Here is a 12,901-nt window from a genome sequence, read left to right as displayed (position 1 = left end):
GAAACCCTATACAGGATGATGAAAATCCGCAAGACCCTCACGCTGCAAGGGTTTGACGGGATTTAGGTGCGGAGTACGACATATTGCGCAACAGCTTGCGCCGCCCGATTCAGCGTATCTGCTGAAACGTGAGGAACTCTATGATGGAGCCACGTACCCAGCCGGAGCCGAGATGAAAGCCGTCGCCCTGAGTCGTGAATCTGCCCCCGCCCTCTGCGATATCCACCTGCCCCCGCCGCTGCCTCCGCGTGGCCGCGACCTGCTGATCCGGGTCGAGGCCGTCTCGGTGAACCCGGTCGACGGCAAGCAGCGGGCGGCCACCGATCCGGCCACGCTCGAAGCACCCCGCGTACTCGGCTGGGACGCCGCCGGGGTGGTCGAAGCGATCGGCGAGGACGCCAGCCTGTTCGCGTCCGGCGACGAGGTCTACTACGCCGGTGATGTCACCCGGCCAGGCTGCAATGCGCAGTTCCATCTTGTGGACGAACGGCTGGTAGCGCGCAAGCCGACCACGCTCGACTTCGCCGAAGCGGCCGCACTGCCACTGACCACGCTCACCGCATGGGAACTGCTGTTCCAGCGCATGCCATTGCAGCTGGATGATCGCCGCCATGCCGGCCAGCACCTGCTGGTGATCGGCGGAGCAGGCGGTGTTGGATCGATGGCGATCCAGCTGGGCCGGCATGCCGGATTCGAGGTGATCGCCACCGCCTCGCGTGAATCATCGATCGACTGGTGCCGGCAGATGGGTGCCCAGCATGTAATCGACCACCGGCAGCCGCTGCTGCCCCAGCTGCAGGCATTGGGCATCGACGCAGTACAGGTCGCGCTCAACCTGGCCGACACCGACCATTACTGGGATGCGTTGGGTCAGCTGCTGGCGCCACAGGGCCATGTCGGCCTCATCGTCGAACCGCGCGGCGCGCTGCGCATCGGTGATCCCTACAAGGCCAAGTGCATCGGCATCCACTGGGAGTTCATGTTCGCGCGTTCGCGCTTCGCCACGGCGGACCGCATCGAACAGCACCGCATCCTCAGCCGCGCGGCCAGCATGATCGACGCTGGCCAGCTGCGCGGCACCCTCAGCGAGACGCTGGGCGCGATCAATGCGGCGAATCTGGACATCGCGCATCAGCGCTTGGCCAGCGGGCGCACGGTGGGCAAGCTGGCGCTGGCCGGCTGGGGCGACTGAGCCAGGCTGGAACGCCGGTGCAGTACCGAGCCATGTTCGGCTGGCGGTGCCAGGCAAAGCAGCCGGAGCATGGCCCAGCTCCACAGAACGGCCCATACGCAGGATCGACGACTCCTGTAGCGGCGAATCGGCCGGCATCTGTATCTATGGGAGTGACTGAATCGGGATTACGGTGGAAACAGATCCCTCCCCTCTCCCCGAGCGCCGTCATGCCCACCGCCCTGCCCCTGCGTCTGCTGCAACTGATCATCGGCCTGTTCCTGTACGGCTTCGGCGCCTCACTGATGATCCGTGCAGCGATCGGCGTGGCCCCCTGGGACGTGTTGTCGCAGGGCATCGCCGCACAGACGCCGCTATCGTTCGGCCTGGCCACCAATGTGATCGGTGCACTGGTGCTGCTGCTGTGGTGGCCATTGCGACAGAAGCCGGGTGTCGGCACCGTGCTCAACGTGATGTTGATCGGCCCATCCGCGCAGTTCGGGCTGTGGTTGCTTCCCCCGGCGGTCGGCCTTGGCTGGCAGCTGGCGATGTTCTGCGCCGGCATGCTGCTGGTCGCCCTGGCCACCGGCCTGTACATCGGCGCCAAGCTCGGGCCCGGCCCGCGCGACGGCCTGATGACCGGCCTGCATGCCCGCACCGGCTGGCCGATCTGGAAGGTGCGCAGCCTGATCGAGGGCAGCGTGCTGCTGCTGGGTTGGTGGCTCGGCGGCAACGTCGGTGTCGGCACCCTCGCCTTCGCCCTGCTGATTGGCCCCCTGTGCGGAGTAACGCTGGGCTGGTTCGGGATTGGGCGTCCCCCGGTAGTGCCGGCCGCTGGCCGGCAACCGCAATCACCCTGAGCTGATCGAATGCCGGCCAGCGGCCGGCACTACCGCCCCCGGAGTTCGGGGGCAGCGCCGCAGGCGCGGGGGTTGGAGGTCGGTAAGTGGGGCCCGCGGTTCGCGCAGCGAAATGCGGGAGCGACAGCACGCATGTGCCGAGCGTACCCGGCCAGCGGCCGGCACTACCGCCCGCGCCCCTTGCCCCGGCCGCCGTTTCCCGGCACGCTTCGCGCTTCCGTACGCAAGCGTATCGATCATGTCGCCAGCCAACGAAAGCGCCTACCCCCACCTGTTCGCCCCGCTGGACCTGGGCTTCACCCAGCTGCGCAACCGCGTGCTGATGGGTTCGATGCACACCGGCCTGGAAGATCGCGCCCGCGACTTCCCGCGCCTGGCCGCCTACTTCGCCGAACGCGCCGAAGGTGGCGTCGGCCTGATCGTCACCGGTGGCTTCGCGCCGAACGTGGTCGGCTGGCTGAAGCCCTTTGGCGGAAAGCTGTCCTGGCCCTGGGAAGTGCGCCCGCACCGGCAGCTCACCGCGGCCGCGCACCAGCACGGCGCGAAGATCTGCCTGCAGCTGCTGCATGCCGGCCGCTATGCCTACCATCCCCTGTCGGTGGCACCGTCGAAGCTGAAGGCGCCGATCAACCCGTTCACCCCCCGTGCGCTGTCGGCCAGCGGCGTCGAGCGGCATATCGCCGACTACGCACGCAGCGCAAAGCTGGCCCGCGAAGCCGGCTACGACGGCGTCGAAGTGATGGGCTCGGAGGGCTACCTCATCAACGAGTTCATCGCCCCGCGCACCAACAAGCGCTCCGACCGCTGGGGTGGCGACGCCCACCAACGCATGCGTTTTGCAGTGGAGATCGTGCGCCGCATCCGCGAGGCCTGCGGCCCGGACTTCATCATCATCTACCGCCTGTCACTGGTGGATCTGGTTGACGACGGCAGCAACTGGGAAGAGATCGTGCAGCAGGCCCAGGCCATCGAGGCGGCTGGCGCGACGATCATCAATTCCGGCATCGGCTGGCACGAAGCGCGCATCCCGACCATTGCCACCTCGGTGCCGCGCGCCGCCTTCGCCGGTGTCACCGCCAAGCTCAAGCCGCATGTAACGGTGCCGCTGGTGGCGACCAACCGCATCAACATGCCCGACGTCGCCGAGCACATCCTCGCCAGCGGCGGCGCCGACATGGTGTCGCTGGCGCGCCCGCTGCTGGCCGACCCGCAATGGCCCAACAAGGCCCGCGCCGGCCGCGCCGAGGCGATCAACACCTGCATCGCCTGCAACCAGGCCTGCCTGGACCACGTGTTCGAGAACAAGCTGGCCAGCTGCCTGGTCAATCCGCGTGCCGCACACGAGACCGAGCTGGTCTACCGCCCGGCTGCCACGCCGAAAAAGGTCGCGGTGGTCGGCGCAGGTCCGGCCGGCCTGGCTTGCGCCACGGTGGCCGCCGAGCGCGGCCACCAGGTCACCCTGTTCGATGCCAACGACGAGATCGGTGGCCAGTTCAACGTGGCCAAGCGCATCCCCGGCAAGGAAGAGTTCCACGAGACCCTGCGCTATTTCCGCCACAAGCTGGCTGAAACCGGCGTGCAGCTACGCCTGGGCACGCGAGCAGACGCGGCCAGCCTGGCCGGCTTCGACGAGGTGGTGCTGGCCACCGGCATCACGCCGCGCAAGGTCGACTTCCCCGGCGCCAACCACGCCAAGGTGGTCAGCTACCTGGACGTGCTGCTGGGCCGGGTCGAAGTGGGCGCCAGTGCGGCGATCATCGGCGCCGGCGGCATCGGCTTCGATGTCGGCGAGTTCCTCAGCCACGCTGGTGAGTCCCCCTCGCTGGACCCACAGCGCTGGATGGCCGAATGGGGCGTGGACAGCACGTTCGAGGCCCGCGGCTCGCTGGCCAGGCCGCAGCCCGAGGCATCGCCGCGGCGGCTGTGGCTGCTGCAGCGCAGCCCCGGCAAGCCCGGCGCGCGGCTGGGCAAGACCACCGGCTGGATCCACCGCGCCACGCTGAAGGCCAAGGGCGTGCGCATGCTCGGCGGCGTCGAGTACCTGGGCGTGGACGACGAAGGCCTGCGCATCCGCGTGGAAGGCAGCGAACAGCTGCTGCCGGTCGACCATGTGGTGATCTGCGCCGGGCAGGAACCGAACCGCGCATTGCAGGCCGAACTGCAGGCCGCCGGCATCAACGCGCAGCTGATCGGCGGTGCCGATGTAGCGGCCGAACTGGACGCCAAGCGGGCCATCGACCAGGGCAGCCGGGTGGCCGCCGCGCTCTGATGAGCGCATGAATGGGGGACGGAATGTGATTTCCGTCACCCCTCCCGAACCTGAATGTCAAGCCGGACGGTTCACGATGCGTTCGGCTACGCCCCCCTACCTTGCGCCATCTTTCCGCTCACCAGCCAGTTTCCGGTGAGCCGGCGCAGCCCCCACGATCGGTACTGGTCGTTTCTTTTGGGGCTGCCCACGGGGCGGCCCCGATGGCCGCCTCCCCATGACGCCAAGTCGTACCCCGCATCCTGTCGCCCCCGCGACTGGAAGCGGAGAGTGCGGCCCATACGGAGCAAGGAGTTATATGAAACTGGCCTGGATTCTCTGGCTGTCGCAGTTGTTGCCGCAGCCGGCCGCTGATTCACTGTGTCTGAGCACCACCGTTTACCTGGAAGCCCGCGACCAGACCCTGCGCGGCCAGCAAGCCGTTGCCGAGGTCGCCCTGCGCCGCCTCGACAGTGGCCTGTGGGGCGACTCGATGTGCCAGGTGGTCACCGCGCGCAAGCAGTTCGCGCCGACCATCGTCTCCCCCGGCACCCAGCTGGGCAATGACGCGGCCTGGAGCGAGGCAATGAACGTGGCCTTCGACGCCGAGCGCAACTGGGCGCTGCCGGCCGGCGAGCGCCGCGAGATCGTGCCCGGAGCCAGCCACTTCGCCGCGTTGTCCATCGCCAGCCCGAACTGGCGCAACGCCTACCAGGTGGCCACCATCGGCGATCACACCTTCTATAAGGTGCAGAACCTCAAGCCGCGGCAGTCGTAACGATCCGTGCTGGCGGCAGCGTTGCCGCCCGCTGGCAGGCTCTGGGATAGTGGGCGTTTCCCGCCCGCATCACCTGGAGTTCCCATGAAGCTGTACAGCAAGCCCGGTGCCTGTTCCACCGCCGACCACATCGCCCTGCAGTGGACCGGCCAGCCGTTCGAGGTCGAACTGCTGAACAAGGACACCCTGAAGGGTCCGGAATTCCTCAAGATCAATCCGGCCGGCGCCGTTCCCGCGCTGGTCGATGGCGACTTCGTGCTGCTGCAGAACGCCGCGATCATGGGCTATATCGCCGACACCTACCCGCAGGCCGGCCTCGGCGGCGATGGCAGTGCGCGCCAGCGTGCCGAAGCCACCCGCTGGCTGGCCTTCGTCAATTCCGACGTGCATCCGGCCTTCTCGCCGCTGTTCGCACCGGGCAAGTTCATCGCCGACGAAAGCCAGTTCGACGCGATCCGCGCCGCCGCACACAAGCGCCTGCGTGGCCTGTTCGAGACCGCTGACAGGCAGCTGGCCGACAAGCCCTGGCTGGCCGGCTTCCGCAGTTTCGCCGATCCGTACTTCTACATCACCCTGCGTTGGGCCGCCGGCACCAAGGTCGACCTGTCGGGCCTGGACAACCTGGCCGCCTACAAGGCACGCATGGACGCCGATGCCGGCGTGCAGGCCGCCCTGAAGGCCGAAGGCCTGGCCTGAGCCTGACCCGGGGTCGGAGCCGTTCGCGTGGCGAACGGATCCGACCCCGATACCGCTGCCAGGGCGGGGTCGGATCCGTCTGCACAGCAGGCGGCTCTGACCCCACCGGTGCCATCACCACACTCAGCCGATCTGGCGGATCACTTCACCGTTGGCATCGCGCAGGTAGGTCGGCACCACTTCGATGCGCAGCGCTCCCGCCACCGGGTAGATGCCACGTTCGGCACGCACGCCCGCCAGGGCCTGCAGCCCCGTCTCGTCCAGCGCCCAGCGCGCGCTGTCGGCCGATACCTCGCCGGTTTCACCGCGCGCTGCCGGAATGAATTCCCACTGCCGCTCGCGGCTGGCCAGTTCCAGCGATTTGCCGTGGCGCAGGCGCAATGGCAACAGCTCGCACACACTGGCCACCTGGCCGGCGCCGAGCACCAGGGTGGTGACGCCCGCCTCCTGCCGCCAATCCAGTGTCTCGATGAACAACATGCCGGTGCTGGAGCCCTCGCGCTCGCTGCCGGCCCGCACCTGTGCGGCGAGTGTCGGATCCTCCAACAGGTTGCCGCGATGCAGGTCACTGATCCACAGCGGCATCGCCGGTTGCAGCGCCTGCAGCACGCCGCGCGTCGACCAGCGCTTGACCGCTTCCATCTCCTCATCGGTCAGCCCGACCAGCTGCAGGAACTGCAGGTGGCCATTGGCGGTGTCGCGCGCAGGCAACTGCGGATCGGCGATGAAGGCCAGGTGGCACAGACGCGTGCCGGTCTCCAGCGCGATCGGGCCGTTGGCGTTCAGATGGTGACCATCCTCGAACACGTTGCCGCTGCCAAACACGTAGCGCGCCAGGTTCTGCAGCAGGTTCATCGGCCACACCGGCGGGGTACTGCCGGCGTGCTCACCGGCTTCAGCAGCCAGGCGGAAGGTCAGCTCGAAACCATAGCCGCTGGCGGCGGCATCGCTGCTCTCCTTGGCGTACAGCTCGGAGAAGCCGTAGGTGATGTAATGCCAGTGCGGTACCGGCGCATCCGCCCAGTAAACGCTGATGCCATCCAGTGGATCCTGGCCACCCAGCGTGTACGGCAACGCCGTACCGTAGTGACGGGGTTCCTGGCCGGCATACAGCGGCGCCAGCGCCGCATTGATCGCGTCCCAGCCTGGGGTGTCGGTGTCGTCGTGGTCGTCCTGCACGCGGGACTCCTTGTGGGGAAGTGAACCGATCACTTTACGCGGTGGCTCAGGCCTGCACGACCTCGCCGCCACCATTGACCACGGCGGCCTGGGTTTCCTGCCACCAGCGCTGCGCCAGCGCCGGGCTGCGCGCCTTGCCCACCGCCGCCAGCAGTTCCGGGCACAGGCGTTCCAACGCAAGTGCATCGGTGCAGCGTTCAATCTTCAACTGCATGAAGTAGCCCTTCAGGCCCAGGTGGCGCCGCACCGCCTCGCTCATCGCGTCGTAGAGCTGCTGGTACAACGCCGGATCCTGTTCGCGGCCGGTGCTGATGCCACGTACCGGTGCCACCTCGGCATTGCCACCGATCACTTCGATCAGGCCCTGCGCTTCCAGCTGCTCCAGTGCATCGGCCGGCGCGCGCAGGCCTTCGAACAGGCCACGCAATTCAGTGTCATCGCGATGGCCGTCGACCATCAGCAGGATCGAACGCAGTGCCGCCGGCAGGCGCCGGCCACGGTCTTCGATTTCCTGACGGCCAGCAGCCGTCTTGGCGTGCAGCAATGCCATTGCCTCCCCCTCCCTCGATGCGCAATGCCGGCGCGCCCTGACGGGCACGCCCCCCTGTGTGCCATCCCCGGACGGCACGCGCCTTCCCCGGCGCGCGCCGCGTATTGCAGGTCGATGACAGGCCGAGCTTAGCGCAAGTGCCGCGGGTAGTGCCGGCCGCTGGCCGGCAACCTCGGGATTGAGTGGGGGGTGCCGGCCAGTAGCCGGCACTACCGGATCAACGGCCCAGCGCGCGGCGGATCTCCTCCAGCGCGCTGGGGTCGTCCAGCGTCGACAGGTCACCCGGGTCGCGCTGTTCGGCCAGCGCCTGCAGCGAGCGCCGCAGCAGCTTGCCGGAGCGGGTCTTGGGCAGTGCATTGACCACGTGTACGTGCGCCGGGCGTGCGACCGCGCCGAGCGAGGTGGTCACCGTCGCCATCATCTCGGCCACCACCGGCGCCGGATCCTCGCCATCCAGGCCCTGCTTGAGGGTGACGAACACCAGCGGCACCTGCCCCTTCAGTTCATCCTTGACCCCGATCACGGCGGCCTCGGCCACCCGCGGATGGCTGGAAATGGCCTCCTCGATCTCGCGCGTGCCCAGACGGTGCCCGGCTACATTGATGACATCATCGGTGCGACCGAGGATGAAGGTGTAGCCATCGTCGTCGCGGATCGCCCAGTCCAGCGAGCTGTACAGCAGTTCCTTGAAGTGGCTGAAGTAGCTCTGCAGGAAGCGACTGTCATCATTCCACACCGTGCTCATGCAGCCCGGCGGCAACGGCGGCGACACCACCAGCACGCCTTTCTGCCCCGGTGCGACTTCCTCACCGGTGTTCTCGTCGATCACCTTCATCCGATAGCCGAGATTGGGGAAACCCGGCGAACCGAAGCGCACCGGCTTCATCTCCAGGCCCGGCAGCAGGGTCAGTGCCGGCCAGCCGGTTTCGGTCTGCCAGTAGTTGTCGATGATCGGCTTGCCGAGCGCTTCGCTGATCCAGTGCGCGGTCGGCTCGTCGAGCGGCTCGCCAGCCAGGAACAGGTACTTCAGCGCACGCAGGTCGTGGCGATGGATGAAGTCTGCGTCGTGCTTCTTCAGCACGCGGATGGCGGTGGGCGAAGAGAACATCGTGCGCACGTTGTACTGCTCGCACAGTGCCCACCAGATGCCCGGGTCCGGGTTGGTCGGCAGCCCTTCGTACAGCAGCGACGTGCAGCCACCGATCAGCGGGCCGTACACGTTGTAGGAGTGGCCCACCGCCCAGCCGACATCGGAGGTGGAGAACATCACCTGGCCCGGCTTGCAGTCGAACACGGTCTCCATCGACTGCGCCATCGCCACCGCATAGCCGCCCACATCGCGCTGCACGCCCTTCGGCTTGCCGGTGGTGCCGGAGGTGTACAGCAGGTAGCTCGGCTCGCTCGCTTCCAGCCACTGCACCGGCACGTCGACTTCACCGATCTGCGCACGCAGCGTCGCGTAGTCCACGTCACGGCCCGGCACGCAGGGTTCGGCGGCATCCAGCCCACGCGACACGATCAGAACGTGCGGTGGCGGCGACGCCGCTTCGGCGCAGGCGGCGTCGACCATCGGCTTGTACGGAATCAGCTTGCCACCGCGCATACCGGCGTCGGCCGCGATCAGCAGCTTGGGCTTGGCATCGTCGATGCGCAGCGCCAGGTTGTGCGCGGCGAAGCCACCGAACACCACCGAGTGCACCGCACCGATGCGCGCGCAGGCCAGCATCGCAAACACCGCCTCGGCCATGTTCGGCATGTAGATCACCACGCGGTCACCGTGGCCGACACCGAGGTGCTTGAGTACCGCGGCGAAGTCGTTCACTTCGCGGTACAGCTGGCGATAGGTGATCTCGCGTGTGCTGTTGGTTTCGGTGGAGATGGCGACCAGCGCGAGCTGGTCGGCGCGCTCGGCCAGGTGGCGGTCGACGGCGTTGTAGCAGAGATTGGTTTCGCCGCCGACGAACCAGCGCCGGAACGGCGGGTTGCTGTAGTCGAGCACCTGCTGCGGCGGTTTATGCCAATGGATGCGCTTGGCTTCCTCGCCCCAGAAGGCCTCCGGCTCGTCGATCGAGCGACGGTAGGTTTCCTCGTAGTTCATGACGCAGCCCTCCCAGACAAAGTCATGGGTTCGAGGATAGTCCGGTGCTGCCGCGCGGGCCGCCCTACCTTGGTAGGGGGTGGGGTTTGTTATGCAGGGCTTGCAGCCCTGCACCCGCGGTAGTGCCGGCCGCTGGCCGGCAACCTCAGAAGCAACAGCCGAAGCAACAGCAGAAGCTGGCTTACTGGGGGATGGCGGGGTGGGTCCGATTGCGGGGGACGCCGTGAATCCGTCCTTGGAGGCTCGGTCGCCGCTGGCTCGTGTGCGCAGTCCTGCGCACACGGCAAGACCGGGGTTGGGCGTCCTGCCCAACCCGCCCGAGGCATGCCTCGGGCCCATGCGGCTCACGCCCCCGCCACCGGACCCACCCCGCCTTCGACAGATTCCGCGATCTGCCGGAACGGCATATTGTTCTGGTCGGTGTCGACCTTGGTCGACTGCTCTGGTAGGTGTTGACCTTGGTCGACGCGGTAGATCCACGCCATGCGTGGATGGTTCATTCGATATCTGACAGAAAAATCGTGTCGACCAAGGTCGACACCTACCAACAGCTGCGCGGAACAACGGCCACCGCTACCAACAGCCGAGTGAACCTGTCGAAGGTGGGGCGGTGTCGAAGTGCGGGGTGTCAGCCGCATGGATGCGGCTGCCAAGCCTACACGGACGTACTTGCGGCGGCCCCGCACTTCGACACCGTCCCGCCAACCCACGTATAGCCCGCTTTTGACGTTGACGTTGATTCTGCGGGTGCAGGGCTGCAAGCCCTGCCGACCCCCTAGAACGGAGCCGCAGACTCGAACGCGAGCACCTCGCCCGTCACCGGGTGGGTGAACTGCAGGCTGCACGCATGCAGATGCACGCGGTGCGCCGGTGCCGCGTCATACAGCACGTCGCCAACAATCGGATGGCCAATACTGGCCATGTGCAACCGCAGCTGATGGCTGCGGCCAGTGATCGGTTCCAACGCCACGCGCGTGCGCCGCGCTTCTACATCACGCGCCAGCACGCGCCAGCGGGTCAACGCCGGCTTGCCGCGTTCGTGATCGACCATCTGCTTCGGCCGGTTCGGCCAGTCAACGATCAACGGCAGGTCCACTTCGCCGGAATCACCCTCGAGCAGCCCCTGCACCACCGCTTCATACCGCTTGCCAACCTGGCGCTGCTCGAACTGCTTCGACAATGCGGCCTGCGTCTCCTTGCCGCGCGCGTGCAGCAGCAGGCCCGAGGTCACCTGGTCCAGCCGGTGCACGGTCAACGCATCCGGATACAGCGCCTGCAGGCGCGCGACCACGCAGTCCTGGTTCTCGGCGCTGCGGCCGGGTACGGACAACAGGCCAGCCGGCTTCTCGGCCACCAGCAGTGCGTCATCGATGTAGTGCAGGTGGATCATGCGGTTCCAGGAATTCCAAATGAAAACGGGGAAGCCGAAGCCTCCCCGTTTTCTGCGTACCAACCAACGTTCGGTACCTACCTTGATGGAAGACGTACCGGCCGGAGCCGGTACCGCCTGCATCAGCCCAGCAGGTGGGCGACGCCGGCGCGCTCTTCTTCCAGCTCGGCCAGGGTCTTGTCGATGTACTTCTGGCTGAAGTCGTCGATCGGCAGGTCCTTGACCAGGGTGTACTTGCCGTTCTCGGTGGTCACCGCGAAGCCGAAGATCACGCCTTCCGGAATGCCGTAGGAACCGTCGGACGGCACGCCCATGGTGACCCACTTGCCGTTGCTGCCCAGCACCCAGTCACGCACGTGGTCGATCGCTGCGTTGGCGGCCGAAGCAGCCGAGGACGAGCCACGGGCTTCGATGATCGCCGCGCCGCGCTTGCCGACGGTCGGGATGAAGGTGTTGGCGTTCCACTCCTGGTCGTTGATCGCATCGGCGATCGACGCACCATCGGCGGTGGCGAAACGGTAGTCCGGGTACATGGTCGGGCTGTGGTTGCCCCACACCACCAGCTTCTCCATGCCACCGACCGGCTTGCCGAGCTTGGTCGACAGCTGGCTCAGCGCGCGGTTGTGGTCCAGGCGCAGCATGGCGGTGAAGTTTTCCGGCTTCAGGTCCGGGGCCGACTTCATCGCGATGTAGGCGTTGGTGTTGGCCGGGTTGCCGACCACCAGCACCTTCACGTCACGGCTGGCGACCTTGTTCAGCGCTGCACCCTGGGCGGTGAAGATCTTGGCGTTCTCCAGCAGCAGGTCCTTGCGCTCCATGCCCGGGCCGCGCGGACGTGCGCCGACCAGCAGGGCGATGTCGGCGTCCTTGAACGCGACTTCGGCGTCATCGGTGCCGACCATGCCGGCCAGCAGCGGGAAGGCACAGTCTTCCAGCTCCATCATCACGCCCTTCAGGGCGGCCTGGGCCTTGTCCACCGGCAGTTCCAGCAGCTGCAGGATGACCGGCTGGTCCTTGCCCAGCATTTCGCCGGAGGCGATGCGGAACAGCAGGGCATAACCGATCTGGCCGGCGGCGCCGGTCACGGCAACACGAACGGGTGCTTTCATGGGGGTTTCCTCTTGCTTGCAAGCGTTTGATGGGACGCCGCGGGCAGAGCCACGCAGGCCAGGCGGGCGGCGGGGAACAGGGAAACGGCCACCCATGGGTGGCCGTTTCGAAGGGGGATCAGGCGGCGAGGTGCTTGTTCCACTCCGCGACGCGGTCGGCCTGGGCGGCCAGCACGGCGTCGACGTCGCCTTCCAGGGTGATCGAATGGATCACGTCGCCCTGCTTGACCGAATCAACGATGGCCTGGCCTTCCAGGACCTTGCCGAAGACGGTGTGGCGGCCGTCCAGCCAGTCGGTCTTGATGTGGGTGATGAAGAACTGGCTGCCGTTGGTGTTCGGGCCGGCGTTGGCCATCGACAGCGAGCCGACCTCGTGCTTCACGCCGTTCTTCTCGTCTTCGAACTTGTAGCCCGGGCCGCCGGTGCCACGACCCTGCGGGCAGCCGCCCTGGATCATGAAGTCGGCGATCACGCGGTGGAAGATCAGGCCGTCATAGAAGCCGTGCTTGACCAGGTTCACGAAGTTGGCCACGGTCAGCGGCGCCTTGTCGGCGAACAGCTCGACCTTGATCGGGCCCTGGGTGGTGTCGAAAGTGGCGATGAGGGACATGAAGATCCTTGATGCAGAGGGGAACGCGTCTAGCCACCTAGTTTACACCTGCCTCGTGGCGGCGGCGGCTTCGACCATCGGTGAAGAACCCGGCTTCAGCCCGTGGACGGGAAGCCGCGTCTCCGGGCGCTGGCGGCCCCGGCCGACACGGCGGACAGCCAGCTGAATGGGCCCCGCGACGGATGTGAAATCCACCTTTTCGCGAATCGTCA

Annotated in this window: 12 protein-coding genes; 5 read left to right on the top strand and 7 right to left on the bottom strand. The window is 67.0% G+C overall.

Going from position 1 to position 12,901, the window contains the following annotated elements; genetic code table 11:
* Positions 1 to 172: 172 nt before the first annotated feature.
* The 5 genes from AC5P5X_RS13920 (at position 173) to AC5P5X_RS13900 (ending at position 5,753) form a co-directional block, all read left to right on the top strand.
* Positions 173 to 1,192: a zinc-binding alcohol dehydrogenase family protein gene (locus tag AC5P5X_RS13920; RefSeq protein ID WP_049459798.1), complete on the top strand. Its 1,020-nt coding sequence runs from the start codon at positions 173 to 175 to the stop codon at positions 1,190 to 1,192.
* 209 nt (positions 1,193 to 1,401) lie between these two features.
* On the top strand, positions 1,402 to 2,031 hold the full coding sequence (gene yczE / locus AC5P5X_RS13915; RefSeq protein ID WP_005408232.1) for a membrane protein YczE: 630 nt from the start codon (positions 1,402 to 1,404) through the stop codon (positions 2,029 to 2,031).
* 238 nt (positions 2,032 to 2,269) lie between these two features.
* Positions 2,270 to 4,300 (top strand): NADPH-dependent 2,4-dienoyl-CoA reductase, encoded by a 2,031-nt coding sequence (locus AC5P5X_RS13910; protein WP_099474274.1) that lies wholly within the window; start codon positions 2,270 to 2,272, stop codon positions 4,298 to 4,300.
* Positions 4,301 to 4,598: 298 nt separating this feature from the next.
* Positions 4,599 to 5,057 carry a cell wall hydrolase gene (locus AC5P5X_RS13905; RefSeq protein ID WP_004154513.1) on the top strand — a complete coding sequence of 153 codons (459 nt, stop codon included), beginning with the start codon at positions 4,599 to 4,601 and terminating at the stop codon, positions 5,055 to 5,057.
* A gap of 84 nt (positions 5,058 to 5,141) precedes the next feature.
* Positions 5,142 to 5,753, top strand: coding sequence for a glutathione S-transferase N-terminal domain-containing protein (locus AC5P5X_RS13900; RefSeq protein ID WP_005408230.1), 612 nt, complete (start codon positions 5,142 to 5,144; stop codon positions 5,751 to 5,753).
* Positions 5,754 to 5,876: 123 nt separating this feature from the next.
* On the opposite strand, the gene AC5P5X_RS13895 is transcribed toward AC5P5X_RS13900, so the two are convergent.
* From AC5P5X_RS13895 to AC5P5X_RS13865, 7 genes are all read right to left on the bottom strand, one after another.
* On the bottom strand, positions 5,877 to 6,932 hold the full coding sequence (locus tag AC5P5X_RS13895) for a suppressor of fused domain protein (protein WP_099474272.1): 1,056 nt from the start codon (positions 6,930 to 6,932) through the stop codon (positions 5,877 to 5,879).
* A gap of 46 nt (positions 6,933 to 6,978) precedes the next feature.
* A complete protein-coding gene (locus tag AC5P5X_RS13890; RefSeq protein WP_005408228.1) occupies positions 6,979 to 7,482 on the bottom strand; it encodes a hypothetical protein in 504 nt (167 codons plus the stop codon).
* A gap of 217 nt (positions 7,483 to 7,699) precedes the next feature.
* The gene (prpE, locus tag AC5P5X_RS13885; protein ID WP_099474270.1) at positions 7,700 to 9,580 is read right to left on the bottom strand and encodes a propionate--CoA ligase; all 1,881 of its coding nucleotides are present in this window, start codon (positions 9,578 to 9,580) and stop codon (positions 7,700 to 7,702) included.
* 344 nt (positions 9,581 to 9,924) lie between these two features.
* The gene (locus tag AC5P5X_RS13880) at positions 9,925 to 10,065 is read right to left on the bottom strand and encodes a hypothetical protein (RefSeq protein WP_154329255.1); all 141 of its coding nucleotides are present in this window, start codon (positions 10,063 to 10,065) and stop codon (positions 9,925 to 9,927) included.
* Positions 10,066 to 10,355: 290 nt separating this feature from the next.
* The gene (locus tag AC5P5X_RS13875; protein ID WP_059033261.1) at positions 10,356 to 10,970 is read right to left on the bottom strand and encodes an RluA family pseudouridine synthase; all 615 of its coding nucleotides are present in this window, start codon (positions 10,968 to 10,970) and stop codon (positions 10,356 to 10,358) included.
* A gap of 122 nt (positions 10,971 to 11,092) precedes the next feature.
* Entirely contained in the window at positions 11,093 to 12,079 is a 987-nt protein-coding gene (locus AC5P5X_RS13870) for a malate dehydrogenase (protein ID WP_004153634.1), read from the bottom strand.
* 118 nt (positions 12,080 to 12,197) lie between these two features.
* Positions 12,198 to 12,689: a peptidylprolyl isomerase gene (locus tag AC5P5X_RS13865; protein WP_005408225.1), complete on the bottom strand. Its 492-nt coding sequence runs from the start codon at positions 12,687 to 12,689 to the stop codon at positions 12,198 to 12,200.
* Positions 12,690 to 12,901: the final 212 nt, after the last annotated feature.

The sequence above is a fragment of the Stenotrophomonas sp. YJH_SMC_91 genome, assembly GCF_059368495.1.
The sequence above is the reverse complement of the archived record's forward strand: the minus strand, read 5'-3'. Positions and strand labels throughout refer to the sequence as shown.